General features: G+C 69.4%; 23 protein-coding genes. 15 read left to right on the forward strand and 8 right to left on the reverse strand.

The window, feature by feature from the left end:
- Positions 1 to 13: 13 nt before the first annotated feature.
- Positions 14 to 901 (reverse strand): LLM class F420-dependent oxidoreductase, encoded by an 888-nt coding sequence (locus tag AB3M34_RS03920; RefSeq protein ID WP_370617777.1) that lies wholly within the window; start codon positions 899 to 901, stop codon positions 14 to 16.
- Positions 898 to 1653 (reverse strand): SDR family oxidoreductase, encoded by a 756-nt coding sequence (locus tag AB3M34_RS03925; RefSeq protein WP_370617778.1) that lies wholly within the window; start codon positions 1651 to 1653, stop codon positions 898 to 900. Before AB3M34_RS03925 ends, AB3M34_RS03920 begins: the two co-directional genes overlap by 4 nt.
- Before the next feature lie 88 nt (positions 1654 to 1741).
- On the opposite strand from AB3M34_RS03925, the gene AB3M34_RS03930 reads away from it, so the two are divergent.
- The 7 genes from AB3M34_RS03930 to AB3M34_RS03960 are packed head-to-tail and all read left to right on the forward strand — an operon-like array spanning position 1742 to position 9873.
- Positions 1742 to 3322: an AMP-binding protein gene (locus AB3M34_RS03930; protein ID WP_370617779.1), complete on the forward strand. Its 1581-nt coding sequence runs from the start codon at positions 1742 to 1744 to the stop codon at positions 3320 to 3322.
- Positions 3319 to 4473: a CaiB/BaiF CoA transferase family protein gene (locus AB3M34_RS03935; RefSeq protein WP_370617780.1), complete on the forward strand. Its 1155-nt coding sequence runs from the start codon at positions 3319 to 3321 to the stop codon at positions 4471 to 4473. Before AB3M34_RS03930 ends, AB3M34_RS03935 begins: the two co-directional genes overlap by 4 nt.
- Positions 4470 to 6059, forward strand: coding sequence for an AMP-binding protein (locus AB3M34_RS03940; protein WP_370617781.1), 1590 nt, complete (start codon positions 4470 to 4472; stop codon positions 6057 to 6059). The genes AB3M34_RS03935 and AB3M34_RS03940 overlap by 4 nt, the downstream gene beginning before the upstream one ends.
- Entirely contained in the window at positions 6056 to 6895 is an 840-nt protein-coding gene (locus AB3M34_RS03945) for an enoyl-CoA hydratase/isomerase family protein (protein WP_370617782.1), read from the forward strand. Before AB3M34_RS03940 ends, AB3M34_RS03945 begins: the two co-directional genes overlap by 4 nt.
- The gene (locus tag AB3M34_RS03950) at positions 6892 to 7971 is read left to right on the forward strand and encodes an acyl-CoA dehydrogenase family protein (RefSeq protein WP_370617783.1); all 1080 of its coding nucleotides are present in this window, start codon (positions 6892 to 6894) and stop codon (positions 7969 to 7971) included. Before AB3M34_RS03945 ends, AB3M34_RS03950 begins: the two co-directional genes overlap by 4 nt.
- Complete coding sequence (locus AB3M34_RS03955) at positions 7968 to 9071, forward strand: acyl-CoA dehydrogenase family protein (RefSeq protein WP_370617784.1); 1104 nt, start codon at positions 7968 to 7970, stop codon at positions 9069 to 9071. The genes AB3M34_RS03950 and AB3M34_RS03955 overlap by 4 nt, the downstream gene beginning before the upstream one ends.
- A 28-nt stretch (positions 9072 to 9099) precedes the next feature.
- A complete protein-coding gene (locus AB3M34_RS03960; protein ID WP_370617785.1) occupies positions 9100 to 9873 on the forward strand; it encodes an enoyl-CoA hydratase/isomerase family protein in 774 nt (257 codons plus the stop codon).
- A gap of 17 nt (positions 9874 to 9890) precedes the next feature.
- On the opposite strand, the gene AB3M34_RS03965 is transcribed toward AB3M34_RS03960, so the two are convergent.
- From AB3M34_RS03965 to AB3M34_RS03975, 3 genes are all read right to left on the reverse strand, one after another.
- Positions 9891 to 12005 carry a hydantoinase/oxoprolinase family protein gene (locus AB3M34_RS03965; protein ID WP_370617786.1) on the reverse strand — a complete coding sequence of 705 codons (2115 nt, stop codon included), beginning with the start codon at positions 12003 to 12005 and terminating at the stop codon, positions 9891 to 9893.
- Positions 12002 to 14344: a hydantoinase B/oxoprolinase family protein gene (locus AB3M34_RS03970; protein ID WP_370617787.1), complete on the reverse strand. Its 2343-nt coding sequence runs from the start codon at positions 14342 to 14344 to the stop codon at positions 12002 to 12004. Before AB3M34_RS03970 ends, AB3M34_RS03965 begins: the two co-directional genes overlap by 4 nt.
- A gap of 101 nt (positions 14345 to 14445) precedes the next feature.
- The gene (locus AB3M34_RS03975; RefSeq protein WP_370617788.1) at positions 14446 to 15486 is read right to left on the reverse strand and encodes a hypothetical protein; all 1041 of its coding nucleotides are present in this window, start codon (positions 15484 to 15486) and stop codon (positions 14446 to 14448) included.
- 90 nt (positions 15487 to 15576) lie between these two features.
- Here AB3M34_RS03975 and AB3M34_RS03980 point away from each other — a divergent pair, with 90 nt between their 5' ends.
- From AB3M34_RS03980 to AB3M34_RS03990, 3 genes are read left to right on the forward strand one after another with little or no spacing between them, the layout of a single operon-like run.
- A complete protein-coding gene (locus AB3M34_RS03980) occupies positions 15577 to 16746 on the forward strand; it encodes an acyl-CoA dehydrogenase family protein (protein WP_370617789.1) in 1170 nt (389 codons plus the stop codon).
- On the forward strand, positions 16743 to 17861 hold the full coding sequence (locus tag AB3M34_RS03985) for an acyl-CoA dehydrogenase family protein (RefSeq protein WP_370617790.1): 1119 nt from the start codon (positions 16743 to 16745) through the stop codon (positions 17859 to 17861). Before AB3M34_RS03980 ends, AB3M34_RS03985 begins: the two co-directional genes overlap by 4 nt.
- Complete coding sequence (locus tag AB3M34_RS03990) at positions 17858 to 18643, forward strand: SDR family NAD(P)-dependent oxidoreductase (RefSeq protein ID WP_370617791.1); 786 nt, start codon at positions 17858 to 17860, stop codon at positions 18641 to 18643. Before AB3M34_RS03985 ends, AB3M34_RS03990 begins: the two co-directional genes overlap by 4 nt.
- 18 nt (positions 18644 to 18661) lie before the next feature.
- Here the strand turns inward: AB3M34_RS03990 and AB3M34_RS03995 are convergent, their stop codons facing one another.
- Positions 18662 to 19252 carry a TetR/AcrR family transcriptional regulator gene (locus AB3M34_RS03995; protein WP_370617792.1) on the reverse strand — a complete coding sequence of 197 codons (591 nt, stop codon included), beginning with the start codon at positions 19250 to 19252 and terminating at the stop codon, positions 18662 to 18664.
- Positions 19253 to 19488: 236 nt separating this feature from the next.
- Between AB3M34_RS03995 and AB3M34_RS04000 the strand changes: the two genes are divergently transcribed.
- Complete coding sequence (locus tag AB3M34_RS04000) at positions 19489 to 20088, forward strand: TetR/AcrR family transcriptional regulator (RefSeq protein ID WP_370617793.1); 600 nt, start codon at positions 19489 to 19491, stop codon at positions 20086 to 20088.
- On the opposite strand, the gene AB3M34_RS04005 is transcribed toward AB3M34_RS04000, so the two are convergent.
- Positions 20080 to 20673 carry a TetR/AcrR family transcriptional regulator gene (locus AB3M34_RS04005; RefSeq protein ID WP_370617794.1) on the reverse strand — a complete coding sequence of 198 codons (594 nt, stop codon included), beginning with the start codon at positions 20671 to 20673 and terminating at the stop codon, positions 20080 to 20082. The genes AB3M34_RS04000 and AB3M34_RS04005 overlap by 9 nt on opposite strands.
- 52 nt (positions 20674 to 20725) lie before the next feature.
- Between AB3M34_RS04005 and AB3M34_RS04010 the strand changes: the two genes are divergently transcribed.
- The 4 genes from AB3M34_RS04010 to AB3M34_RS04025 all read left to right on the forward strand — a co-directional run bounded on the left by AB3M34_RS04010 (position 20726) and on the right by AB3M34_RS04025 (position 24752).
- Complete coding sequence (locus AB3M34_RS04010; RefSeq protein WP_370617795.1) at positions 20726 to 21868, forward strand: acyl-CoA dehydrogenase family protein; 1143 nt, start codon at positions 20726 to 20728, stop codon at positions 21866 to 21868.
- A gap of 7 nt (positions 21869 to 21875) precedes the next feature.
- The gene (locus AB3M34_RS04015; RefSeq protein WP_370617796.1) at positions 21876 to 22634 is read left to right on the forward strand and encodes an SDR family NAD(P)-dependent oxidoreductase; all 759 of its coding nucleotides are present in this window, start codon (positions 21876 to 21878) and stop codon (positions 22632 to 22634) included.
- Between the two features lie 157 nt (positions 22635 to 22791).
- Complete coding sequence (locus AB3M34_RS04020) at positions 22792 to 23868, forward strand: GlxA family transcriptional regulator (RefSeq protein WP_370617797.1); 1077 nt, start codon at positions 22792 to 22794, stop codon at positions 23866 to 23868.
- Between the two features lie 59 nt (positions 23869 to 23927).
- Positions 23928 to 24752 carry an alpha/beta fold hydrolase gene (locus AB3M34_RS04025; RefSeq protein WP_370617798.1) on the forward strand — a complete coding sequence of 275 codons (825 nt, stop codon included), beginning with the start codon at positions 23928 to 23930 and terminating at the stop codon, positions 24750 to 24752.
- 18 nt (positions 24753 to 24770) lie between these two features.
- Here AB3M34_RS04025 and AB3M34_RS04030 read toward each other — a convergent pair whose 3' ends face one another.
- Positions 24771 to 25949 carry an MFS transporter gene (locus AB3M34_RS04030; RefSeq protein ID WP_370617799.1) on the reverse strand — a complete coding sequence of 393 codons (1179 nt, stop codon included), beginning with the start codon at positions 25947 to 25949 and terminating at the stop codon, positions 24771 to 24773.
- Positions 25950 to 26023: the final 74 nt, after the last annotated feature.

Raw genomic sequence — 26023 nt, forward strand, 5'->3', positions numbered from 1 at the left:
CTCGACGGTGCTCTCAGCGGAGGATCTGCTCGGCGAGCAGATCGATGGTTGCTCGGTAGGACTCGCGGTGCGCGGGAATGTCCACGATCACCTCGCTGACACCGAGGGCATTGATGCGGTCGAGCTGCTCACGCGCCTCGGCGGGATCCAGCCGAGGTCGGCGCAGCTCGCCGCGGTGCGGGATCGGCGGGCGTGGGGCACCGGCCACGATCGGGTGGATCAGCCATCGCGCGACGACCGGGGGACACGGTGCGCCGGCGTCGCTCGCCATGGCGCGAAGCTGGTCGATCTTGTGCTCGAGCTGGTCGACCGTGCCTTGCCCGGGCGCCCAACCGGCTCCGTGCTGGAGCGCGCGCCGCATCGAACGAGGCCCGTCACCGCCGACGAGGATGGGAAGGGGCTGCTGGACGGGGCGGGTCAGCGGGCAGACGTCGCGGAAGCTGACCCATCTGCCCTGGTAGGTGGCGCAGTCCTGCTCCCACAGGACACGCATCGCCTCCAGGTACTCGTCGGTGCGTCGTCCGCGTTCGTCGAACGGGACGCCGAGCGCGTCGAACTCACCGCGGACGTGCCCGACACCGATGCCCAGGACGAGCCGTCCGGCCGACAGCTGGTCCACGGTCGCGACCTCCTTCGCCGTCACGATCGGGTTCCGGTACGGGGTCACGAGGACGTTGGTGCCGAGGGTGATCCGGTCGGTGAGCGCGGCCACGTGGCCGAGGAGGGGGAAGACGTCGAGGTAGGCGTTTCCGAAGACGTCGGCTTCGGCCCGCGGCAGGACGACGTGGTCGCCGAACCAGAGACTGTCGAAGCCGACCTGCTCCGCGTGGGTGCAGACGTCGGCGATCGCGGTCCGGTCGAACCAGCGCGCGTAGTTCGGCGGCGCGAGTCCGAACCTCACGGGGCGCCTCCCCGGTAGTGGCGTGCGCCGCCGTCGACGACAAGCATCGTCCCGGTGATCCACGCGGCGCTCTCCGACAGCAGGAACGACACCGCGGCCGCGACGTCCTCCGGTCGTCCCAGCCGACCGAGCGGGACCTGGCCCGTCAGCGCGGCTCGGTCGTCGGCCGGGATCCGGCTTGCCATCTCGGTGTCGATCAGCCCAGGCGCCACCGCGTTGACACGGACCTTCGGTGACATCTCGACGGCGAGTGCATCGGAGAGATGGTTGAGCGCCGCCTTGGTGGCGTTGTAGTAGCCGGTGCTCGGTGTGGTGACGAGTGCACCGAGCGACGTCACGTTGACGATGGCTCCGCCGTGCTCGCGCATGCTCGCCTCGTGGACGAGCCGGGACCACCACAGCGGTGCCCACAGGTTGACCTCGGCCATCTTCGCGGCCATGCCGACGTCGACGCCCAGCGTCGGCCCCCACTGCGGGTTGACGGCCACGTTGTTGACCAGCAGGTCGATGCGTCCGTGCTGCGCAACCACCGAGCGGACGCATTCCTGCGCCGCACCCTGGTCCGCCACATGGCACACAATCGCGGTGCAGTCCTCGCCGAGGGCGTCCGCGGTCTCCTGGAGCGCCTCTGGTCTGCGGCCCGTGATGGTGACGTGTGCGCCGCTCGTGACGAGCTCTTGCGCGACGGCGCGGCCGATCCCTCGCGATCCGCCGGTCACGAGGGCGACCCTGCCGGTGTGCCGGACGTCCATGGGCGCCTCTTTCCGGGCTGGCTGGTTGGCTGATCTCGCCGGTTGCGGTAGCGTACCCCACCAACCGGTTGGTGTACGAGGAGGATCTGTGAGTCATTCCGGAGCGGGCATCGTCGCAGCGCGACTGTCGGAGCGGGTCGACGCCGATCCCGCTGCCCACCTGGTGGGGATCGACGGCCGGTGGATCTCGGTCGGCCAGGTGCAGACCAACGCCCAGCGGCTGGCGAACGGGTTGTACGGCCTGGGCGTCCGGGCGGGCGACCGCGTGGCCTCGATCATGGCCAACCGTGCCGAGGCGATCGACCTCTTCTTCGCGTGCGCCGAGCTCGGGGCGATCCAGGTGCCGCTGAACGTCTTTCTCAAGGGAGAGTTCCTGCGCTACCAGCTCACCGACGCCGACCCGTCGGTCCTGGTCGTCGATGCCGCCGCCTTCGAGATGGCGCGCAAGCTCATCGCGGACTCGGGGATGTCGACCACCGTCGTGGCGCTCGACGAGACCGACGCCGACGTCGCGCGACTGACTGAGCTCTACACCGACGGTGACCGACGTTGGGACAGCCCGACTCCCGACTCGTTGCTGAGCATCCTCTACACCTCCGGCACGACGGGCCTGCCGAAGGGCTGCATGATCAACCAGGGCTACTTCCTGCACATGCCCAAGGCCCACATGATGTTCGACTGGTTCAAGCCGACCGACACCTCGATCACGACCCTTCCGATCTACCACGGGTTCGGCATGAGCGCGCTCATGGACGCGCTCGTCGCCGAGTGCCGCGTGAACTTCGAGGCTGCGTTCAGTGCCTCGACGCTGATCGCTCGTGCACGTGAGATCGAGGCGACTCAGCTGTGGGCGGTCGGCGCGATCGGTGCAGCCCTGCTGGCCACGCCGCCGAGCGAGGACGACCGCCGTCACCGGCTGGAGCGGGCCGTGTTCATCCCGATGGCACCTCAGGCACAGCACGCGTTCGAGCAGCGCTTCGGCGTGGACGTCCTTGCCGAGGGCTACGGTCAGACCGAGGTGCTCCCGGCGACGATGGGGGGCGTTCGTCCAGGTCGCGACCAGCCGAGCTGCGGCAAGGGACTCCCGTGGCTCGACGTCGAGGTCGTCGACGACACCGACACGGTGCTCCCGGCGGGCGAGTCCGGTGAGATCGTCGTGCGTCCGCGGGAGCCGTACTCGCTGTTCTCCGGCTACTGGCGCAAGGAGGCAGAGACTCTCCACGCATGGCGCAACCTGTGGCACCACACCGGTGACCTGGGGCGTTTCGACGATGACGGGATGCTCTACTTCGTCGACCGCAAGAAGGACGCCCTGCGCCGGCGTGGTGAGAACGTCTCGTCGGTCGAGCTCGAGCTGGCGATCGTGGCGCACCCGGGCATCGCCCAGGTCGCGGTCCACGCTGTCCCCTCCGCCCTTTCGGAAGACGACATCAAGGCCTGTCTGGTCCTCGCCGACGGCTACGACCTCGACGCGGCAGAGCTGTTCGCGTACCTGCGCGAGCACCTGCCGTACTACGCCATCCCGCGCTACGTGGAGGTGATCGACGCCCTCCCGGTCAACGCTGTGGGCCGCATCCTCAAGCACAAGCTGCGTGAGGAGTGGGACACCGAGGCGACGATCGACTTCGATGCCCTCGGCTTGACGCTCGGCCGGGGTGATCGGCGATGAGCGCCGTTGCAGCGGGCCCGCTGGGCGGAGTCAAGGTCCTGGAGGTCCAGGGTCTTGGTCCGGGGCCGTTCTGCGGGATGATCCTCAGCGACTTCGGCGCCGACGTCGTGCGGGTCGAGCGGGTCGAGAACGTGACGTCCGAGACCCCGCCATCGGCCGCCGTCGACGTGCTGAGCCGGGGCCGGCGCTCGGTCGGGGTGAATCTCAAGAGCGACGAAGGCGTCGCGCTCGTCCTGAAGATGGTCGAGCAGGCCGACGTGCTGATCGAGGGCTTCCGGCCCGGCGTGATGGAGCGCCTCGGTCTCGGACCCGACGTGTGTCTCGCGCGCAACCCGCGCCTCGTGTACGGCCGGGTCACGGGCTACGGACAGGAGGGCCCCTGGGCGTCGTACGCCGGCCACGACATCAACTACATCGCACTGTCCGGGGCGCTGTGGTCGATCGGACGTGACGGCGAGGCGCCCGTGCCGCCGCTGACGTACGTCGGAGACTTCGGCGGCGGTGGCATGTTCCTCGCACTCGGGGTCTGCGCCGCCCTGACCGAACGTGCTGCCTCCGGACGGGGGCAGGTGGTCGACGCGGCGATGATCGACGGATCCGCGACGCTCAACGCGTTCCTGTACGGGATGCGTGCGGCGGGCCTCTGGGGCGAGGAGCGGGGCAACAACCTGCTCGACACGGGTACGCCGTACTACGAGGCGTACGAGACCGCGGACGGGAAGTGGATCGCCGTCGGCGCGATGGAACCGAAGTTCTTCGCCAACCTCGTCGCGGCGCTGGGCCTCGACTTCGACCCCAGCGACCAGGCGGACGAGCAGACCTGGACAGGCCTGCGGGCGGACCTCGCCGCCACGTTCATCACGCGTGCGCGTGATGAGTGGTGCAAGGTCCTCGAGTCTGCCGAAGCATGCTTCGCGCCAGTGCTCTCGCCGTGGGAGGCGCCGAACCATCCGCACCACGTCGCACGCGAGACGTTCACGGAGAGCTTCGGCGTGGTGCAGCCGAGCCCCGCACCACGGTTCGGGCGGACACCCGCACGCATCGCCGGACCGCCGCCCCAGCCGGGGGAGCACACCGAGACCGTGCTCACCGAATGGGGCGTTGCCCCTGAGGAGATCTTCAGGTTGAAGGCGACAGGGGACGTGGCATGACGACACCGATGACCGTGGTCGAGGCATTCCAGCGGCGGCTGGACGCTGACCCCGACGCCGAATTCGTCCGGTGCGGTGGCGCGTGGATGAGTCTCGCCAGTCTTGACGACAGGACCGATCGGCTGGCGGCCGGCTTCGCGGACCTGGGGATCGGGCGAGGAGACAAGGTCGCCACGATCCTGCCGAACCGGATCGAGACGGTGGAGATCCTGCTCGCGGTCGCGAAGCTCGGCGCCGTCCAGGTGCCGCTGAACTACTACCTCAAGGGCGACTTCCTCGAGTACCAGCTGGCCGACTGCGGTGCCGAGGTGCTCGTCGCCGACGCGAGCGGCGACGAGGCGGCGCGCAGCCTGCTGGACGCGACGCCCGTCAGACACCAGGTGCTCGTCGACGACGCACGGACGGGGACGGTCGCGTACGAGGAGCTGTTCGGCAGGCGCGAGGTCACGCGTGCGCCTTCGACGCCCGGCGACCTCGTCTCGATCATGTACACCTCCGGAACCACGGCTGCGGCAAAGGGTTGCATGCTCAGCACCGGCTACTACGTGTCGGTCGGGCAGGCGTACGGCATGCGTGGCTGGGTCGTTCCAGGCGACCGGATGTTCACCGGTTTTCCGATGTTCCACACCAGCGGCCAGATGGTCGCGTTCATGTCCGTGCTGGTCAACGACGCGTCGATCAGCATCGCGCCAGAGTTCCACCCCTCGACCTTCATCGCCGAGGCGGCTGCCGACGACGCATCGATGCTCGTCGGCGTCGGCCCGATGGCGCACATGCTTCTCGCGCAGCCTGAGCGGCCCGAGGACGCGGCTCACCCGTTCCGGCTGGCGGTGTGGGTGCCGCTGGGAGAGTCGGAGCAGCGTGCGTTCGAGCAGCGGTTCGCGACCCCGGTCATGTCAGAGGGGTACGGGCAGACCGAGTGCGTCCCGATCACGAACAGCGCACCGGACGGTTTCCGTGACAGGGCGACGTCCGGCCAGGTCTCACCCCTCCTGGAGGTCCGCATCGTCGACGACGACGACAACGAGGTGCCACTCGGTGAGGCCGGTGAGATCGCGGTACGACCGCGCGTGCCCCACGCGATGTACAGCGGCTACTGGAACAAGCCCGAGATCACCGTCAGCACCTGGGCGAACCTGTGGCACCACACCGGAGACCACGGTCGCCTGGACGAGAACGGATGTGTGACCTTCGTCGACCGGAAGAAGGACGTCCTGCGTCGGCGGGGAGAGAACGTGTCCGCCCTCGCACTCGAAGGAGTCTTCCGGAGCCATCCAGCCGTCAGGGACGTCGCCATCTCCGGGGTCCCCGCCGACGTGGGTGACGACGAGATCAAGGCGAGCCTCGTCCTCGAGGACGAGGCGACGCTCACGCCCGAGGAGTTCTTCGCCTTCGCGACCTCCAAGCTGCCGTACTTCGCTGTGCCTCGCTACGTCGACCTGCGCACCGACCTCCCCGTCAACGCGCTGAGCCGCGTGATGAAGCACGTGCTGCGCGACGAAGGGGTGACGGACGCGATGTGGGACCTGCACGCCCGAGGGCTGGTGGCGACCCGCCGCGGGCGCCGGGAGCAGGTGGGTTCGTGAGCACGCACGGTGACGTCCTGGTCGAACGGCGCGGGTCGATCATGCTGCTCACGCTCAATCGCCCCGAGCGGCACAACGCGATCGGCGGGACGATGCTCCAGGAGCTGGCGGCCGCGTTCACGGAGGCGGCGAACGACGACTCGGTGCACGTGGTCGTCACCGCGGCCACAGGAGCGAGCTTCTGTGTCGGTGCCGATGCGGCCGATCTCGGTGACATGGGTGAGACGGGTGCTCGCGAGCTCCTCTCCGGCACCGAGCTCGGCGGCAAGAAGGGCCTGCCGCAGCTGACGGCGTACGAGCGAGACCTGGACGATCTGGGCAACGCCGGACGCTGGACCGACCTGATGTGGCGGCTGGAGAAGCCCACGATCGCAGCCGTCAACGGTGCCGCGGTCGGCGGTGGGTTCGGCATCGCACTGCTGCACGACCTGAGGGTCGCGTCGCAGCAGGCGCGTCTGGGTGCCGGCTTCGCCCCTCTCGGGCTGGCCCCCGAGCTCGGCATCAGCCTGCTCCTTCCGAGGCTCGTGGGGCTGTCGGCCGCGTCAGACCTCCTGTACACGGGACGCGTGGTCGGCGCCGACGAGGCTCTCTCTCTCGGCCTGGTCAACGAGGTCGCGCCCGAGGACACGTTGCTCGACCGTACGCTCGAGCTCGCCGACCGGGTGGCGGCGATGCCGCCGATGGGGCTCAGGGCGACCAAGCGTCTCCTACGGCGATCGATGACGAGCCTGATGGCAGAACAGCTGCGGGCCGAGCACGCCACGCACCTCGTGCTGTTCGATCATCCCGAGACGCATGCGGCGCTCGGTCGACTGGCCGAGAGGTTGACCCGGTGAGCGCGGCCGTCGCGTCGTCGCCCGACGTCGCCGACCCGAGCCGGTGGCACGAGCTCGTGCACTCTTCGGACCGGCGTGAGTTCGTGGCGGCGGCTCGTGGGCACCTCTCGTCGCGGTTCGGCCTCGACTCCGTCCGTGCCTGCTACGACGCGGAGCAGCCGATCACGTCGTGGAAGGAGCTCGCGGGGGCGGACTACCCGCTCATCGGACTGCCCGAGTCCATGGGCGGAGCGGGCACCTTCGTCGACACCGTGGCCTTGATGGAGGCGGCCGGCCGTGAGCTGCTTCCGCTGCCGTTGCTGAGCACGGTGATGGCGTGGCAGACGCTCGCAGCCGCCGGCGCAGGCGAGATCAACCGCGAGCGGATGGCCGCGCTGGCCGTCGTCGGCGACCCGACCCTCGAGCGGGCTGCCGACCGCACGGTGACCGTCTTGGACGGCGTCGTCGCTCAAGACCTCGTGCTCGTCGACGTCACGGGAGCCGGGGTCGTGGTCGCACGCGGCGACCTCACGGCCCACGCCGCCGTCGCTCACCGCCACGTCGACCCGAGCCGTCCGCTGGCGGTATTCCGTCGCGACGACGTGGCGGTGGAGGTCGTCACCGAGCTGGCGATCCCCACCGACGACGTCCTGGCGCGTGCTCGGACGGTGCTCGGCGCCGACCTGACCGGCGTGGCTGCGGCAGCGCTCGACCGGGCAGTCGAGCACGCGGTGGAGCGTGAGCAGTTCGGCAAGAAGATCGGTGCCTTCCAGGGTGTCAAGCACCGGCTCGCCGACGTGTACGTCGCCGTAGAGCGGGCGCGCTCATTGACGAGAGCGGCCGCCGTGACGCTCGCGGACGGGGCCGCCGACGACGTCTCGGGCGCCGAGCTCTCCCTGCTCGCCAAGGCCGCAGCCACGGACGCAGCGGTCGAGGCCACGCGGGCGTACGTGCAGGTGCTCGGGGCGATGGGGATGACGTTCGAGGCCGACGCCCATCTCTACTTCCGGCGGGCGCAGCAGACCGCGCCGGTCCTGGGATCGGCTGCCGCCTGCTACCGCCGCGCGGCGGCCACCCGGCGAGAGGCACTGCGATGAACGACGTGCTCCAGGCGTACGACGCGTTCCTCCGGAACGTGCTCCCCGAGGACTACGCCGGCCGTACGAACCACTATCGGCACGACGACCGACTGCGTACCGACTTCCAGGTCGCGGCCTTCGAGGCGGGCTGGCTCGTCCCCGACTGGGAGCCGGGGCTGGGCGGGCAGAGCCTGTCCGCCGGTGACTCTCTGGCGGTGCGCATCGAGGGTGCGCGCCGACGTGTCCCCGTGATCCACAACGTGCAGGGCGTCGGCGTCGTCGCGCCGGGCCTGCGCCGGTTCGGTACGCCCGCTCAGCAGGACCGCTTGCTCCGGCCTGTGCTGCGCGGAGACGAGTGGTGGGCGCTCGGGATGTCCGAGCCCGGCGCGGGGTCCGACCTCGCCTCGCTGCGGACGCAGGCCCGACGAGACGGTGACCGGTTCATCGTCAACGGGTCGAAGATCTGGACGACGCAGGCGAAGGAGTCCCGCTGGGCGACGCTGTACGTGCGGACCGACCCCGAGGCGCGCCGCCATGCCGGCATCTCCTGCCTGATCCTGGACCTGCAGAGTCCCGGGGTCGAGGTCCGCCCGATCAGGCGTGCCGCGGAGTCGGTCGACGCCTTCTGCGAGGTCTTCCTCGACGACGTCGAGATCCCCGTCGAGAACCTGCTCGGTCCGCTGAACGGCGGCTGGCGGGTCGCGTCGGAGAGCCTGGAGCACGAGCGCGACATGATCTGGGTGAACAACTGGGTCGAGATCGCTCAGGTGGTCGATCCATCGCTGCGGCGGACCGATCTCGACGACGAGGAGATGACGGCGTTGGGCCGGCTCCTGGCCGACGCCGAGGCCGTACGCTTCACCGGCCTGCGCACGGTGTTCGAGCGGCTCGAGGGCAACGAACCGGCCGAGTTCTTCCTCCTGAAGCTGCTCGGATCCGAGGCGGCGCAGCGGGCGACGCGGTTCGCGATGGAGACGTCCGGTCTCGCGGGACTGTGCGAGCCGCAGCTGATGGAGGACAGGATCGAGTCGCTGGCCGCGACGATCTACGGCGGCACCTCCGAGGTGCAGCGCAACATCATCGGCGAGCGCGTGCTCGGGCTTCCGCGTGACCGCTGAGCACGTTCGGACGACGAGAGGGCGACGGGTGACCTGGCAGACGATGGAGGTCGTACGCGACGGTGCGGTGCTGGAGGTGCGGCTGAACCGGCCGGCGCAGCTGAACGCGTTCGACTGGGAGATGACCGGCGAGCTGACTGAGCTGTGGAAGCAGACGGCGCAGGACCGTTCGGTGCGCGTGGTGGTCCTGACCGGGGCGGGGCGCGCGTTCTGCGCCGGCGCGGACGTCTCCGACCTCGCCGGTGCGCGGCGACCGCGCGGCGACGGCGTCGGCGACGAGCTGGCGTTCCTTCCCGGGCCGCACCTCGACGTCCCGGTGATCGTCGCCGTGAACGGCGTGTGCGCGGGTGGCGGTCTGCACTTCGTCGCGGACGGGGACATCGTGATCGCGAGCGAAGCGGCGTCGTTCGTCGACCCCCACGTCAGCGTCGGCCAGGTCAGCGCCCTCGAGCCCGTCTCCCTCGCGTTCCGGGTGCCGGTCCCGCGGCTGCTACGGCTGGCGCTCCTGGGCAAGACCGAGCGGCTCACCGCGAAGGACGCGCTGAGCATCGACCTGGTCACCGAGGTCGTCGCGGCCGACGACCTGGACGTCCGCGCGCGCGAGCTCGCCGCGCAGATCGTCGCAGCGTCGCCCGCGGCCGTCGCCGCGACGCGGCGCGCGATCCGCGACGTCGAGGCCGCGCTCCTGGGGCCGTTCATGGAACGCGGGTGGACCGCCGTACAGGCCCACTGGGACCACCCGGACTCCAGCGAGGGTCCGGTCGCGTTCGCGGAGCGGCGCCCTCCACGCTGGCAGGCGTGAGAGGGCGGCCGCCCTGCTCACGTCGCGATGACGATGCTGTCGTACGGGTCGACCATCGCCCGCTGACCCTGGCGGAGGACGAGCGTCGTGTCGACGAACTCCACGATCGCCGGCCCGGTGACGCACGACCCCTTCACGAGGGCGTCGCCGCGATAGACCGGCGTCGGGACCGGCTGCGGACCGAGCTCGTACCAGATGACGTCGCGTACGCCCTCCGGCGCCGCGTCGTGCGGCGTACCCGCCTCTGCCGCGGTCAGCTCGACCGCGGTGAGCCGGGCCCTCGCGCTCACGCGCAGGGAAGTGATCATGAAGCCGGCGAGGGGATATCCGCTTCCCTGACCGTAGAGCCGCTCGTACTCCTCCTCGAACGTCCTCAGCACCTGGGCGACCTCGTCCGGGCCGTAGACGCCGTCGGGCGCCGGGATGCGCAGCTGGTTGACCTGCATCGTGAAGCGCAGCTCGACCGAGCGTTCGAGGATCGGGTCCGACTCCCGCATCGCCGCCGGCATCGCTGAGCGGACGTCGTCCTCGAGCTGCTTCCACGCCTTGTTCAGGGCGTCGGGGTCGAACGGCGACGCGAGCGTCAGGGGCATGTCCTGAACGAGCACGGCGTCGGAGGCGGCGACCCCGAACGCCGACCAGCCGGCAGCCAGGTCGCCCAGCGGGACCACCAACGTACGGATCCCGAGGCTGCGGGCGACCTGCGGACCGTGGACGGCGCCGGCTCCGCCGTACGCGTACATCACGCAGGAGCGCGGATCGTATCCCTGCTGGATGCTAGACAGCCGGATCGCGTCGGCCATCTGGTCGTCGACGATGCGGGCGGCCGCCGCGGCCGTCTGCTCGACGGAGAAGCCGAGCGGTCGGCCGGCGCTCTCGAGTGCGTCGCGTGCCGCCTGCACCCCCAGCGCGAGATCACCTCCGAGGAAGTACTCGGGGTTGAGGTAGCCGAGCACCAGGTCCGCATCCGTGACCGTGGCCTGTTCCCCGCCGCGGAGGTACGCGGCGGGCCCGGGGACGGCGCCGGCGCTCTGCGGACCGACGCGCAGGCTCTGCGTGGCGTCGTCGAACGCGACGATGCTGCCCCCGCCCGAGCCGACCGAGCGGACGTCCAGCGTGGGCACGAAGTACTCGTACTGGCCGTGGCGGGTCTCCGCCCGGCTGACGGGCTGGCCTCGGCGGATGACGCCGACGTCGAAGGTGGTGCCGCCCATGTCGCCGGTGATGACGTTGATCTGGCTCTCGTCCCGACCGTCGGCCGAGGCGCGGGCCAGACGGCCGGCTCCGATCAGCCCGGCCACGGGCCCCGATCCGATCGTGAGCAGGGGCAGGGAGCTTGCCAGGTCGGCGTCGATCAGGCCGCCCGTGCAGCTCATCACCGACAGTGCGCCGTCGTACCCGTGCGCCTGCAGGCGCGCGTCGAGCTGCTTGAGATAGGTGCTTGTGACAGGACCGATCATGGCGTTGATCACCGTCGCGACAGTGCGCTGGTACTCGCCGGGGCGGGGACTGACGTCGCAGCTGAGCGACAGGAACGCGTCCGGCGCCTCCTCGGCGATGATCTGCCCGAGGAGCCGTTCGTGCCGGTCGTTGGCCGTCGCCCACAGGAGCGTGACGGCGAACGACTCGACGCCCTGGGCGACCAGGTCGCGGACGAGCTCTCTCGCGCGTGACTCGTCGAGCTCGACGACGACCGTGCCGTCGGCGGCGACGCGCTCGTCGACCTCGACCACCAACGACTTCGGGACGAGGGACTCGGGCTTGGTGTGGCCCGCGAGGTGCGCGATCTCGCGGGCGTCGAGGCTCGCGAGGCGATGACCTGCCTGCATGAAGAAGAGCGTGTCGCCGTGGCCTGCCGTCGTCAGGAGCGCGGTCTTCGACGTCCGCTTCTCGACCAGCGCGTTCGTGGCGACCGTGCATCCGTGCACGATCGCTCGGGCACGCGCGATCAGCTCGTCGGCGCTGATCCCGATGCGCGTCGCCGCGACGCCGATGGCGTTGATGAAGCCCTCGTGGAAGTCCGGAGGCGTGGACGCCGCCTTGCCGATCGTGATCCGGCCGTCGTCGTCGACGACGACGCAGTCGGTGAACGTGCCGCCGATGTCGACGCCGATCACATAGCGGTCCTTCATCGTGATCCCTCCTGGGTGAACACCATCTCGGCCAGCACCGGCTCGGTCGCGCGCGCGACCTCGACGGTCATCAGGGTCTGGCATCCCGGGCAGCAGTACCGACGCAGGACCATGTCCTCGTCGAGCAGCACCCGTGGGTCCTCGACCCGCGGAAGCGTCGTGAGCTCGGCCTGGTCGACCAGCAGCCCCAGCTTGTAGTTGTCGCGGTAGTCGGTGAGGACGCGATCGCACCTCGCGCAGGCCAGCACCCGCCGTTCGCCCTCGTCGCGTACGGCGACGGACTCGTGGACGAGCCTGGTCGGCTCCCCGGTCGACGGCGAGGTGTCTGCGCTCGTCCCGGGGCCGAAGACGTCCGCGACCGTCCGCCACCGCGCCCGCTCCGCCCGGATCGCCTCGCGCCGAGCCGCCGTCGCGGCGGCGTCGAGCGCCGCGCTGTCATCGACTGCGACGCCGTACAGCTCGGACGCCGCGGCCCGGGACACGTATCCCTGAGCCACGTCGTCGGCGACGCGTTCGGGCTCGCGGTCGAGCGGGTCGCCGTAGCCACCGCCGCCGCAGACGATGAGCAGGAGCACGTCTTCGGCGTTCAGCGGCGTGCCGTTGGACTTGCCGCGCAGGCGGAGGGTCTCGCGACGGGACAGGTCGGCGACGTCTCTCGGCACCTGCTGCTGCGCCCAGTGGTCACGGACGTCCGTGCCGACGAGTACCTGGTAGGAGGCCGTCGGCGACGGAAGGCCACCGAAGACCCCGACCGCCTGATTGGTCGAGACTCCCTGGCCGCCGGCGTTCGTCACGATGTCGATCGCGTGCGACCGGTACGGCGTGATCGCGACCTCCATGCCGACGCCGCCGCGCCACCGCCCGGCACCACCGGTGTCGGGCGCCTCCTTCCGGTACATCACGAGGAACGGGTAGAACTGCTCGCTCGACTCGATGTTGGGCATGCGGATGAGCGGGATGTACGACGCGCCGCTGGTCTCGACCCCGTCGGTGTACGACCGGGCGCCGCCACCGAAGCCGGACGCCTCCGTCAGGGCCGTGCCGAACGGGTAGCCGCGTTCGTCGCTGCCCGAGATGACCGTCAACGGGATGTCAGGGCCGGACACGACGACGTCGCCCACGAGGTCGGGGTCGCAGGCCATGAGGCGGGAGAACATGTTCATCAGTCGCATGTAGGCGCTGCTGACGTTGAGGACGCTGCCGCTGACAGCCGCGGGGTAGTCGCAACAGCTGAGCGTGCCGGGGATCGGGCGGAAGTCGATCTGGCGCTCGGCGCCGCCGATGGCGAACGTCTGCTCGTAGAGCGTCGTCTGGGCGATCACCCCCAGCACGATCCCGGCGAAGTTCATGTAGGTGAACCCGTTCGGGCCCTCGCTCTGGTCCTCCGTGCCGACGTTGTCGATGATCAGGCGAGAGCCCTGCTTGGTGATGTTGAACTGCACGCGGTGGGTCGTCCGGTCACCCGGCAGCTTCTCGTCGAAGTACAGGACATCGCTCAACGTGCAGTCCGGGATCCGCTCCAGCTTGCGCGCGAACGCGGACTGGGCGTTGTCCAGGATCTTGCGCATGGCGGCCTTGACCGTCGGCGCACCGAACTCCTCGCAGGTCTCCTGGAGACGCTGGGCCGCGAACCGGCACCCGGCGAGCTGCGCACGCAGGTCCAGCGCCACCATGTCGGGCAGGCGCGACTGCCGCCGGTACATCTCCTCGAGGTCGGGGCGCAGGACGCCGCGCTCGACGAGCTTGAACGGTCGGAAGATGATCGGGTCGCTGAAGATGTCCGGAGCGTTCTGCGGCCAGCCGCCGGGCACGATGCCGCCGAGGTCGTACTGCTGCGCCGCGTTCGACACCCAGGCGAACAGCTTCCCGTCGACGAACACCGGCGCTGCGATGCACACGTCCATCTGGTGCGACGCGCCGATCCAGGGGTCGCTCGCGAGGAAGATGTCGCCCTCCTCGATCCCGGGGCTGTCGCTCAGCCGCTCCATGAGGTAGCGCACGAGGAGTGGGGAGCCCGTGTTCAGGTACTGGATGAACGGCCCGCTCATCAGGTTCTCGCCGTCCTCGGTGAGGATCGACATGTTGAAGTCGTACGCCTGGAAGATCGGGGACCCCGACATCCGTGTGAGGGTGTCAGCGTGGGCGAGGTTGATCGTCCATAGCCGGTTGCGGAGGACCTCGAACGTCACCGGGTCGAGGTCCTCGTCCACCCGGGTGTCGAAGACGAGGGAGGGGGAGACCCGGGTCTGCCAGTCCGGGGCGGGCCGGTAGCTGTGCTGGACTCCGTCCCAGACGATGTCGTCGTAGGAGTCTCGCTGTTCCGGTCGTACGGCCGTCATCTCTGATCCCGCCTCCAGTCGTGCGTCGAACCGCTCGCGCGATGCCTGGCGCGACCGTACAACCAACCAACTGGATGGTCAATATCAGTGTGTGATCGCGCTCACAGTCGTACGAACGGGAAGTTGCCTGCCTGGGTTCCCCACTCGTGGACGGCCTCGCCCTCGAGGCGGGTGAGCGCGCCCCAGTGGTGGATCTCTGCCTCGATGCGTCCGGCCTGGCGGCAGTAGTACGCCCCGGCGACGCCGTTCAGCTCGAACTGGTCGCTGACCTGGCCGTCGACGAGGCGTGCGAAGAAGTCGCGCTGTCCGTCCGACGCCTTCAGAGTCACGACCTGCGGGAGCGGGAGCCCCGTGCTCGGCTGCGTCACGAAGCGCTCGACGCTGCTGGAGAACGCGAACGTGCTCAGGACGGGCTCGCTCCCGCGGTAAAGAACGAAGGGTGTGAAGTGCCGGTAGCCGAGCTGGGCCGAGGCCGCCGAGTCCGTCCAGATCCCCGTGTAGTCACCGCAGGTGAAGTGGCCCCACGTCCATACGGACTGGGCTGAGGGGGCGCCCGGCCTGCCCGCCAGCGGCAGCGACGACAGCTGCTTCTCCAGGTGGGCGGCGCCGGTCACCTCCACCTCCTCGCCGCCGACGGCGAGCCGCCCGGTGACGTCGGTACGAGGTGCGACGGGCCACCAGCCGACCGCCGTGCCGGTCTCCGCGCGGTGGTGCGTGTAGCCAGGCGTCGCGGACGTGAACTTCACGCCAGAGCAGACCACCGGGCCGGCGAGCTCGATCTGTACGCCGTCGATCGCGACCGACAGGCGTACGGACTCGGGCCTCCCGAGGGAGTCGAGCTCACCCACCAGGACGTTGCCGTCGCCCCACTGCCCGCCGAACTCCGTCGGTGTGAAGGCGCCTGCGTCGTACGTCTCATGGACCTCCACGTACTCCTTGCCCGGCCGTACGACGTTGACGGTGATCGCCGGCCGGCCGTCGTCGTGAGGTCGGCTGCGGTAGAAGCCGATGCCGACCTGCCAGCCGTTGTCCAGGGCCGCATCGAGCCAGAACAGTTCGACGAAGTCGGGGTCGTTCGCTCCGAGGTCGAGCTGCCAGGCGATCTCGGCTGGAGTGATGTGGTGGAACCCGCGGTCTCTCACGCGGCCGAGGCTACACAACCGACCAGTTGGTTGACTAGGGCTGCATCCCCCCTCTAGCCTGACGTGTATCGAGCAGTCGTGGAGGCGCACTTGAAGACGGTCATCGGTCCGACGCAGCGGCAGTTCCTCGCTGACCTCAGGTCCTATCTCGACGGGCTCGACCCAGAGCTGGTCGCGGCCACGCGGGCGGAGAACATCGAAGACCCCATGCAGCCGCGCGAGAACGGCCGTCGGTTCCTGCGCCGGCTCGCCGCAGACGGATGGCTCGGGGTGTCCTGGCCCACCGAGTACGGCGGCCAGGGTCGTACCGAGATCGAGCACTGGCTCTTCGCCGAGGAGCTCTACAGCCGCCGGCTGCCGAACGGCCTCCTCACCCTCAACGTGATCGGTCCGACGCTGATGCTGATGGGGAGCGAGGCGCAGAAGGCGGACTATCTCCCCAGGATCATCAACGGCGATCAGGTGTTCGCGATCGGCTACAGCGAGCCCGACGCAGGGAGCGATCTCGCGTCGTTGCGGACGCGAGCCGTGCGCGACGGCGACGAGTACGTGGTGAACGGGCAGAAGATCTGGACGACCGGGGGCGACGTCGCCACGCACTACTGGCTGGCGGCTCGCACGGGCAGGCCCGAGGACAAGCACCGCGGCGTCAGCCTCTTCATCGTCCCGATGGACGCGCCCGGAATCTCCATCACACCGATCATCACCCAGGGAGGCGAGCGGACCACCTCGGTCTTCCTCGACGACGTTCGCATCCCCGCCAGCCAGCGCATCGGCGAGGAGAACGAAGGCTGGGCGGCGATCGTCTGCGCGCTCAACTTCGAGCGGATGTTCTTTCACAACGAGCCCCGCTGGGAGCTCGAGCAGCTCGCGGGCTGGGCGGACGCGCAAGGGCTGCTGGAAGGCGAGACCCCGCAGGCGTACGCCCTGCAGGAGCGGATGGGTGAGCACGCCGTCGACGTGGAGATCTGCCGGCTGTTCGCGCTGCGGGGCGCAGGCATGCTTGCCGCAGGCCAGGTGCCGAGAGCCGAGGCTTCGGCCAACAAGATCTGGTGGGGCGAGCTGCGGCAGCGGATCTGCAACACCGGACTGGACCTCGTCGGGGAGGACGGGACGATCGCGACGGGCTCGCCCTACGCGCCCGCGGGTGGCCACCTCGAGCACGGCCTCCAGTCGTCGCCGGTGTGGCGCTTCGGGGGCGGGACCAACGAGATCCAGCTCGACATCATTGCCAACCACGGGCTGGGGATGCCGCGATGACCGCGTTCACGCTCTCGCCGGAGGAGGCTCAGGTCCAGGCGACCGCGCGTGCCTTCCTGCGCGACTTCGTCGACAACAGCTACCTGAACGAGCAGGAGGAGTCCGCGACGGGATTCGAGCCGCTCCGGTGGGTCCGGATGCGCGACCTGGGTTGGAGCAGTGTGCATCTGCCCGACCGTGTCGGTGGCGCCGACGGCAGCCTCGTCGATGCGGCGCTCATCACTCGCGAGTGCGGCAGGGCCGCGTACGCGAGCCCGCTGCTCCAGACGCTGCGTGCGGCGACCACCATGTCCGCCCTCGGCGCTGACAAGACGTACGACGACGTGCTGTCGCGCATCGGCGACGGAGAGATCGCGACTTTGGTCGCGCCCCCTGACCGGGCGGTCGTCGCTGACGTGGCCGCAGGCGGCTTCGTCCTCAGTGGGCGTCCGGTTGTCGTCGAGTGGCTCGCGCAGGCGGACTGGGTCGTGCTCGTACTCCCGACCGTCGGGCAGGACTGTATCGGCGCAGTCGTGCCGGCGGACTTCCTCGGCGACCGAGCCGTCGAAGTCCCGAGCATCGACAACGAGCGGATCGTCAGGCTCGACCTCGACGGACTGGAGCTCCCGGAGGATGTCGTGCGGTCGACGAACGTCTCGGCGACGGAGGCCGCGTACGCTCTCGCGCGTGCGGACCTGCTGCGGGCCAGTGCGATGGTCGGCGGTGCGCAGGACGTCGTCGAGCGTACGGCGAAGTACGCGCTCGAGCGTCACCAGTTCGGTCAGCCGCTCGGCAGGTTCCAGGCGGTTCGCCACCACCTCGCGCGGATGGTGATCGCCGCCGACGGTGCTCAGCTGCTCTGCGACGATGCGTTGGACCGGGCGCAGCCTGGGGCTGACGAGACGGCCATCGCGCAGGCGGCGGTCTTTGCTGCCGGCAGGGCGTACGTCGACGTGGTGCTGACAGCAGCGCAGGTGCACGGCGGCGTCGGGACGACCGTCGAGCACATCCTTCACCACCACTTCAGGCGCGCAAAGGCGATGCAGCTGCGGTCGGGTCAGCGGTCTGCTCGCCTGCGGGAGCTTCACCATGCACTGGTCGTGCGCAAAGAAGGCGTCGAAGGGAGCTTGTGGTGACGACTGCGCGCGTGGCCGTGGTCACGGGAGGCGGCAGAGGACTCGGTCGAGCCACGGCCCTCCGGCTTGCGCGCGAAGGGATCGACGTCGCCGTGGTCGCCCGCTCGCTCGACGAGGTCTCGGCGGTGGCCGACGAAGCGAAGTCCTGCGGCGTGCGGGCTCGTGGTCTGTCCGTCGACGTCACGTCGACGGAGGCGGTCGACGCTGCGCGCGACGAGATCGAACGCGATCTCGGCCGGGTCGTCATCCTCGTGAACAACGCGGGCAACCTGCTCTACAAACCTTTCGTCCCGCTTCCGGGCCAAGAGGGGGCATACCCCGGATTCGACTCGCCGATCGGCGATGACGAGTGGGCGAGCGTCATGGAGGTCCACCTGGGCGGCGCGATGCGGATGCTTCGTGCGTTCGGCCCGGGGATGCTCGAACGAAGGACTGGGCGGGTCGTCAACGTCGTCAGCAACGTCGTGCGTCGATCCGTGCCGTTCACGGTCGGGTACGACACCGCGAAGGGTGCGCTCGTCCAGCTGACGCGTTCGCTCGCGCGAGAGTGGGGGCGATATGGCGTCACCGTCAACGCGGTGGCCGCCGGGCACTTCAAGACCGAGATGACCCGCGAGCAGTTCGAGAACGTACGTGCTCACGAGAAGATGATCCAACGGGTCGCCGTGCGGCGGACCGGCGAGCTGGAGGAGTTCGCTGACCTCGTCGCCTACCTGTGCAGCGAGACGGCCGGCTTCGTCACCGGCGAGGTGATCGCGATCGACGGCGGCGAGACTCTCTGAGGTTGCGCGGTCAGCCGGTCAGTCTCGGGTCGCGAGCACCCCGGCCAGGACGAACTCGGTCAGCTCCTCGACGAGCGCGGCCTTGCCTCGTCCGGAGCGCGGGCGGAACCAGTTGGGGATGTAGGCCAGCACGCCGACGATCGAGTAGTGCACGATGCTGACGTTGACGGGCCGGAACTCGCCCGCGTCGATGCCCTCCTTCAGAAGCTTCTGGGAGAAGCTGCGGTACTTGTCGACCCGCCGGAGGACGTCGCTCGCTTGCTCGGCAGGGAGATTCCGCTCCACCCAGGGCAGCTCTTGGAAGAACACCACGAGCTCGTCCGACGCTCCTGCCGCTTGAGTCACCTCCAGCCGGATGAGCTCGCGGAACCGCTCCGTCGGCGTGCCTGTCGCGGGGACCTTCGCGAGCAGCTCCATCGTCGTGTCGAGCTGGTCGGCCAGCAGCTCGAACAGAATCGCGCTCTTCGAGGGGTAGTAGTGGTAGAGCGTGCCCTTGTTCAGCCCGACCGTGTCGGCGATCAGGTCCATGGTCGCGGAGCTGTAGCCGTGCTCACGAAACAGCTGGGCAGCGGTCGAGCGCACATCGGCACGTCGTGAAACTCTCGGCATGTCGTTCCTTTCCTCGGGGTCACTGCGGATGTGCGAGCTGCCACGTTGCGCGGGTTGGCCGCGTCGCCGCCGTCCGCGATCGTATCGCCGGATTGGGGAGCCGTCGTCTCGACAGTCTGACGCCGCCCATCCTGGTCTCAAGTCTTGGTAGGGTATTTGTACCAGCCGAACAGTCGGTTGGTTTCACGGAGTGGCGCGGTGGACCTGCCCGTCACCAGACGACCAGGTGCAAGCAGATGCCCAGGATCTCCCGGCGTGACGACGTGCGCGCGACCGCTGCCCGGATCTTTCGCGAGTACGGCTACAGCTCCGCGACCATGGACCTGATCGCTGACGCCGTGGGCCTGAACAAGGGCACGCTCTACCACTACTACCCGTCGAAGAGTGCGATCCTCTACGAGCTGCTGTCTGATCAGGTCGACGAGACGATCGCCCTCGCTGCCCGAGTGTCCTCCGACGCGCGGCCGTACGAGCGCCTGCGCGAGCTCATCCGGCTGCAGGTTGAGCGCGTGGCAGGTGTCTCTGACGAGCTGGCGGTCTTCTTTCACGAGATTCCGTGGATCGAGAAGAACCTCTCGGACGAACAGGTCAAGGACCTTCGTCAGCGGATCGACACCTATCGCGACATCACCGAGGGGTTGCTGAGCGAAGGGGCCGTCGCAGGAGAGCTGCGGGAGATGGACGTCACGATGATCCAGTACTCGATCATCGGCGTCCTTGCCTACGTCCCGGAGTGGTTCCGGCTCCGCTCGGCGGAGGCGACGGCGGAGGTGGTCGACGAGCTCTCGACGTTCGTGATGGCCGGCGTGCTGCGTTCCGGACTCGGGTCACCGTGACTTCCGGTCGGGCTGAGCCGCGATGCCCTTGACGATCAGGTCGGCAAGGAGGTGGTAGGCGGTCGCGTCGTCAAGTCCGGTCATGGCCTCCATCTCGCCTCGCTGGATGCTCTCCATGACTTGTGCGGTCACCATCCCGACGAAGGCAGCGTTGACCGGTGTGTCGGGCACCGTGGCCTCCCGGACGAGACCCTGGACGCGCCGAGCGGCGATCGCAGTGTTCTCTGAGTAGAGGTCGCGTGCCGGAGCGAACTGCTGGAGGTTGGCGAAGAACTCGTCCGTTGCGGGTGCCAGCTCGCGCGCGATCGCGTCGAGATAGGTGCCGATCCTGGCGACCGGATCGGACTCTTGTGCGACCTCGGCCTCCACCCGCGCCGTGGCGCGCTTGAAGAAGGCTCGAACCACCGCAGTGATCAGCTGCTCCTTGCTCGGAGCGATCTCGTACAGCGTGGACTTCGAGCACTGGAGCCGGCTGGCGAGATCACCGATGTTGAACCCGAGGAATCCCTCGGCAAGGAACAGGTCCACGAGGCCGTCCATGACCGCCTCGCGACGGCGGCCGCGGGTGACAGCAGGTTTGGCCATACTCTAGACTGTACCAAGTTATCCGATCTGGTACACCACCGTGGAGGACGTCATGCCTGTTGAGCGGTTGATGCCGACGGAGGAGTCGGCAGACCTGATCGCGTTGACGCGTGACATCGTGGCGCGGGAGCTGCGTCCGCGGGTGGACGAGGCGGAGCGCACGGCATCGTTCCCGCGTGAGGTGTTCCGGACTCTGGGTCGGGCGGGCCTGCTGGGGTTGCCGTATCCGGAGGAGTACGGCGGTGGTGGTCAGCCGTACGAGGTGTATCTGCAGGTCGTCGAGGAGATCGCGTCGGCGTGGGCGTCGGTGGGGGTCGGCACGAGCGTGCATGCGTTGTCGTGCTTCGGCCTGTTCACCGCAGGCACCGAGGGACAGAAGCAGCAGTGGCTGCCCGACATGCTCGGAGGCGAGCTGCTGGGTGCGTACTGCTTGTCGGAGGCGCACGCCGGTTCGGACCCGGCGGCGATGCGGACCCGCGCGGTACGCCATGGTGACGAGTACGTGATCGACGGTGCGAAGGCCTGGACCACCCACGGCGGGCAGGCCGACTTCTACAAGGTGATGGCGCGCACCAGCGACGACGGCGGCCGCGGGATCTCGTGCTTCCTGGTCCCGGCCGACACGCCGGGGCTGGTCGCGGACAACCCCGAGGACAAGATGGGCCTGATGGGCTCGACCACGACCACGATGCTGTTCGACGGCGTCCGAGTGCCGCTCGAGCGTCGCCTCGGCGACGAGGGTCAGGGTCTGCCGATCGCGCTGGCGGGGTTGGACTCCGGGCGGCTGGGCATCGCCGCCGTCGCGACCGGGGTCGCCCAGGGGGCGCTGGACGTCGCCGTCGCCTATGCCCGCGAGCGTGAGTCGTTCGGCAGGCCGATCATCGAGCACCAGGGACTGGCGTTCCTGCTCGCCGACATGGCTGCTGCGGTCGAGTCGGCCCGGGCGACCTACCTGGCCGCGGCCCGGCTCAAGGACGCCGGGCGACCGTTCGGCCGGCAGGCGGCGATCGCGAAGCTGGTCGCGACCGACAACGCGATGCGAGTGACGACCGACGCGGTGCAGGTCCTCGGCGGCGCCGGCTACACCAAGGACTTCCCCGTCGAGCGCTACATGCGCGAGGTGAAGGTCATGCAGATCTTCGAGGGGACCAACCAGATCCAGCGGCTCGTGATCAGCCGCACACTCGCCCGCTAGGAGCATCATGGAACTCGCCCACACCGCTGCCGTCGTCACCGGAGGCGCCTCCGGCCTCGGCGCCGCCACCGCCGCCGCGCTCGCCGCCCGCGGAGCGGCCGTCTACGCGCTCGACCTCGCCGGTGCGATCGACAAGGCGGCCGACGTGGCCGGGGTGACCTACGTCGAGACCGACGTCACCGACCCCGCCTCGGTCCGCAATGCCATCACGGCGGCCACCTCCGGCGGCGCGCCGCTGCGTACCGTCGTGTCCTGCGCCGGCATCGGACCCTCGGCTCGGATCCTGTCCAAGCGCGGCACCCACGACCTCGACCTGTACGCGAAGGTCGTCCAGGTCAACCTGATCGGCACCTTCAACGTCATGACGCTTGCCGCCGAAGCGATCGTCGCGACCGACCCTGACACTGACGGCCAACGCGGCGTCGTCGTCAACACCGCCTCCATCGCCGCATACGACGGCCAGGTCGGTCAGGTCGCCTACGCCTCCTCCAAGGGCGGCATCGTCGGACTCACCCTGCCTGCCGCCCGCGACCTCGCCCAGTACGGGATCCGCGTGTGCGCCATCGCACCCGGCATCGTCGACACCCCGATGCTCGCCACTGTCTCCGATGACTTCCGCGCCGGCCTCGCCGCCGGCGTGCCGTTCCCCCAACGACTCGCCCACCCCTCCGAGTTCGCCGACCTCGTCACCATGATCATCGACCACGACTACCTCAACGGCGAAGTCATCCGCATGGACGGCGCCCTCCGCATGCCACCCCGCTGACACCGCTGGCACGACGAACCCGACCATGAGCGTCGCTCGGGAGTCCGCAGTCGTGCGGCCTGCGCTGCTCACATCGACGGTGGCCGTGGTCACATGTGAACGACCGCCTTGCGACGCGGGTCGGAGCACGACGAGCTCCGGAGGCATCATTTCCGGAATGAGGCCCTCGAGTTCCGGTCGTCGAGTCGGGTTGCTGGCATTCGACGGCGTGATGCTCCTCGACCTGAGCGGGCCGGCGGAGGTCTTCGTCGCCGCGAACCGTCAGGTTCCCGGCGCGTACGAGACCGCGGTTCTCACCGCGGCCGGCGGCTACTTCGAGACGTCGGTGGGTGCCCGGATGGAAGCGCAGCCGGTGCTCGGCTCCGGGAGCTACGACACAGTCATCGTGGTCGGGAGCGCGTTGCCTGCCATCCGGTTCGTCACACCCGAGCTTGTCGCGGCAACGCTCGACCTGTCACGCCGAACCCGCCGCCTCGCGTCTATCTGCACCGGCGCGTTCGTCCTCGCGGAGGCGGGCCTGCTCGACGGACGCGTTGCGACGACGCACTGGAAGTACACCGAGGACCTGGCCCGTCGCTACCCCCGCATCTCGGTCAAGCACGACGCGATCTACGTACGGGACGAGCTGACCTACAGCTCCGGGGGTGCCTCCGCCGGCATCGATCTGGCCCTCGCGCTGGTCGAGGAGGACCACGGTGTCGAGGTCGCGCAGGCCGTCGCCCGCGACCTGTTGGTCTACCTCCAGCGAGGAGGCGGTCAGTCGCAGTTCTCGCCCTCCGCGAGGGTCAAGGTCACCGAGTCGCACGTGGTGCGCCGCGTCACCGATCACGTGCGCGCCAACCCGCAGCTGTCTCACACGGTCAGGTCGATGGCGTCCTTCGCCAACGTCAGCGAGCGGCAGCTGACCCGCCTCTTCCGAGACGAGCTCGCCAACACTCCGGCCTCGTACGTGGCCGACGTGCGCTTCGGCATCGCCTGCGACTGGCTCCGCGCAGGCTCATCGGTCGCGGAGGCCGCCGCGGCGGCGGGCTTCTCCAGCAGCGAGATGATGCGCCGAGCCTTCCTGGCCCGGCTGGGTTGCTCGCCTCGCGCCTTCCGCAACGAGGCCCGCGCCGCAGACGCGACCCGTCTCGGACGGTCAGCTCGCGGGCAACGGCCGGTCCACCCCGGCGGTGACGCAAACCGAGGGATTCCTGTCGTACGAGGTGCAGGTGCGAGTTCGCCCGTTCGATAGAGAATCGAACCACCACGCCCGATCGGCGTGTCACCCTTCCGAGCTTCCCAGGAGAACCCATGCCCGTGCTCACCACCTCCGACGGCGTCGAGATCTTCTACAAGGACTGGGGCAGCGGGCAGCCTGTCGTCTTCAGCCACGGCTGGCCCCTGTCGTCCGACGACTGGGATGCCCAGATGATGTTCTTCCTCAACGAGGGCTTCCGCGTCGTCGCTCATGACCGCCGCGGACACGGTCGGTCCGAGCAGGTCGCCACGGGTCACGACATGGACCACTACGCCGACGACCTCGCGGCCGTCGTCCAGCACCTCGACCTTCGCGACGCCATCCACGTCGGCCACTCCACCGGTGGCGGCGAAGTGGTGCACTACCTCGCCCGCCACGGCCAGGACCGCGCCGCCAAGGCCGTCCTGGTCAGCGCCGTCCCGCCGATCATGGTCAAGACCGAGAACAACCCCGGCGGGCTGCCGAAGGAGTTCTTCGACGGCGTCCAGCACGAGGTCGCCACCCGCCGGGCGGACTTCTTCCGCGAGTTCGCCGAGGGGCCGTTCTACGGCTACAACCGCCCCGACGCCGAGCCCAAGGAGGGCATCATCGCCAACTGGTGGCGCCAGGGCATGCAGGGCGGCGCCAAGGCCCACTACGACGGTGTCGTCGCCTTCTCGCAGACCGACTTCACCGCTGACCTGAAGGCCGTGACCCTCCCGACTCTCGTCCTTCACGGTGAGGACGACCAGGTCGTGCCCATCGCCGACTCCGCGGAGCTGTCGGCGAAGATCCTGCCCGACGGGACGTTGAAGACCTACCCGGGCTTCCCGCACGGCATGCCCACCACCCATGCCAGCGTCATCAACGCCGACATCCTGGAGTTCATCCGCGCATGACACAAGGCGGCGGTCGGCCTACCCGCACAGGCCGACCGCCGCGTGTCGGGGCGGCTGAAGCCGATTCGTCGCCCACGCGACGGGAATGGCGACGGCGGCGAGCACGAGCCCGCTGAGGATCGCCGCGGACGGGCCGAGCTCCGCGAGCGAGATCCCTCCGACGGCGGATCCGAGCGCGACACCCAGATTGATGGCAGAGGCGGGAAGGGACTGGGCCAGCTGCCCCCCGCGACCGGCGAGCGCCACGACGCGATGCTGGAGCGACGGGCCCATCCCCATGGCGCAGACACCGAGCAGCAGGAGGAACACGGCGACGAGGACCGCGCTGTCGCCGAAGACGTAGAGGGCACCCAGCGATCCTGCAGCCGCGATGCTCCCCGCGATCAGCGTTCGGCCGGCATGACGGTCGGCGTACCGGCCCCCCGCGAACGCCCCCACTGCCGTCGCGATGCCGTAGGCGAGAAGAAAGACGCTGATCAAGGCGTCGGGTACGCCGGTGACCTCACTGAGGAACGGCACGATGTAGGTCAGCGCAGCGTACGTCGAGGCGAAGACCAGGGCGCACAGGAGCAGCACGGAGAGCACCCTCGGGGCGAAGGCGTACCTTGCCTGGTCCCCGGCGCCGCCGCCGGTGCTCGGCACACCCGGCACGAGTGCAGCCGTCATGGCGAGCGCGATCGCCATGAGTACGACGACCGCGGCGTACGCCCCGCGCCAGCCCACTGCCTGACCGAGGAGGGTGCCGAGGGGGACACCGACCGCTGTGGACACCGCGACGCCTGAGATGACGACAGCCAAGGCTCGTCCGGTCCGCTCCGGTGGGACGACGGCCACGGCCACGGCGAAGGCTGCCGCGTCGAACAGTCCCGCGAGCGCACCGGTGAGGATGCGAGCGACAAGAACGACCTCGTAGCTGGTGCTCATCGTCACGACGAGATTGCACGCGACGGCCACGGCGAGGATGGCGCAAAGGATCGTCCGTCTGTCCAGCCGGATGGTCAGGGCGGTGAGGAGCGGGCCGCCGAAGGCCAGCCCCAGCGCGTACCCGGTGACGAGGCTTCCGGCCGAAGAGACGGATACGGCGAGGTCGTCGGCGACGAGAGTCAGCACGCCGACGACGAGCAGCTCCGAGCTGCCCATCACGAAGGCACCCACGAAGAGGACGCCCAAGGTACGGGTGGAGCTGGGGAGGGTCACAGCTGACGTTCTACCCCTCAGGCCGGGACGCAACGGGTCGACGAGAGACGGTGTCCGTTGCGCGGGGCAAGACG

The organism is Mumia sp. Pv4-285, from assembly GCF_041320275.1.
Lineage (GTDB): Bacteria > Actinomycetota > Actinomycetes > Propionibacteriales > Nocardioidaceae > Mumia > Mumia qirimensis.

Excerpts from the sequence above, each read along its gene's own strand:
- AB3M34_RS03965 (WP_370617786.1), bottom strand. The coding sequence starts at position 12,005 with ATGAAGGACCGCTATGTGATCGGCGTCGACATCGGCGGCACGTTCACC.
- AB3M34_RS03940 (WP_370617781.1), top strand. The coding sequence starts at position 4,470 with ATGACGACACCGATGACCGTGGTCGAGGCATTCCAGCGGCGGCTGGAC.
- AB3M34_RS04020 (WP_370617797.1), top strand. The coding sequence starts at position 22,792 with ATGAGGCCCTCGAGTTCCGGTCGTCGAGTCGGGTTGCTGGCATTCGAC.
- AB3M34_RS03925 (WP_370617778.1), bottom strand. The coding sequence starts at position 1,653 with ATGGACGTCCGGCACACCGGCAGGGTCGCCCTCGTGACCGGCGGATCG.
- AB3M34_RS03995 (WP_370617792.1), bottom strand. The coding sequence starts at position 19,252 with ATGCCGAGAGTTTCACGACGTGCCGATGTGCGCTCGACCGCTGCCCAG.
- AB3M34_RS04015 (WP_370617796.1), top strand. The coding sequence starts at position 21,876 with ATGGAACTCGCCCACACCGCTGCCGTCGTCACCGGAGGCGCCTCCGGC.
- AB3M34_RS03955 (WP_370617784.1), top strand. The coding sequence starts at position 7,968 with ATGAACGACGTGCTCCAGGCGTACGACGCGTTCCTCCGGAACGTGCTC.
- AB3M34_RS04025 (WP_370617798.1), top strand. The coding sequence starts at position 23,928 with ATGCCCGTGCTCACCACCTCCGACGGCGTCGAGATCTTCTACAAGGAC.
- AB3M34_RS03935 (WP_370617780.1), top strand. The coding sequence starts at position 3,319 with ATGAGCGCCGTTGCAGCGGGCCCGCTGGGCGGAGTCAAGGTCCTGGAG.
- AB3M34_RS04000 (WP_370617793.1), top strand. The coding sequence starts at position 19,489 with ATGCCCAGGATCTCCCGGCGTGACGACGTGCGCGCGACCGCTGCCCGG.
- AB3M34_RS03970 (WP_370617787.1), bottom strand. The coding sequence starts at position 14,344 with ATGACGGCCGTACGACCGGAACAGCGAGACTCCTACGACGACATCGTC.
- AB3M34_RS04010 (WP_370617795.1), top strand. The coding sequence starts at position 20,726 with ATGCCTGTTGAGCGGTTGATGCCGACGGAGGAGTCGGCAGACCTGATC.
- AB3M34_RS04005 (WP_370617794.1), bottom strand. The coding sequence starts at position 20,673 with ATGGCCAAACCTGCTGTCACCCGCGGCCGCCGTCGCGAGGCGGTCATG.
- AB3M34_RS03985 (WP_370617790.1), top strand. The coding sequence starts at position 16,743 with ATGACCGCGTTCACGCTCTCGCCGGAGGAGGCTCAGGTCCAGGCGACC.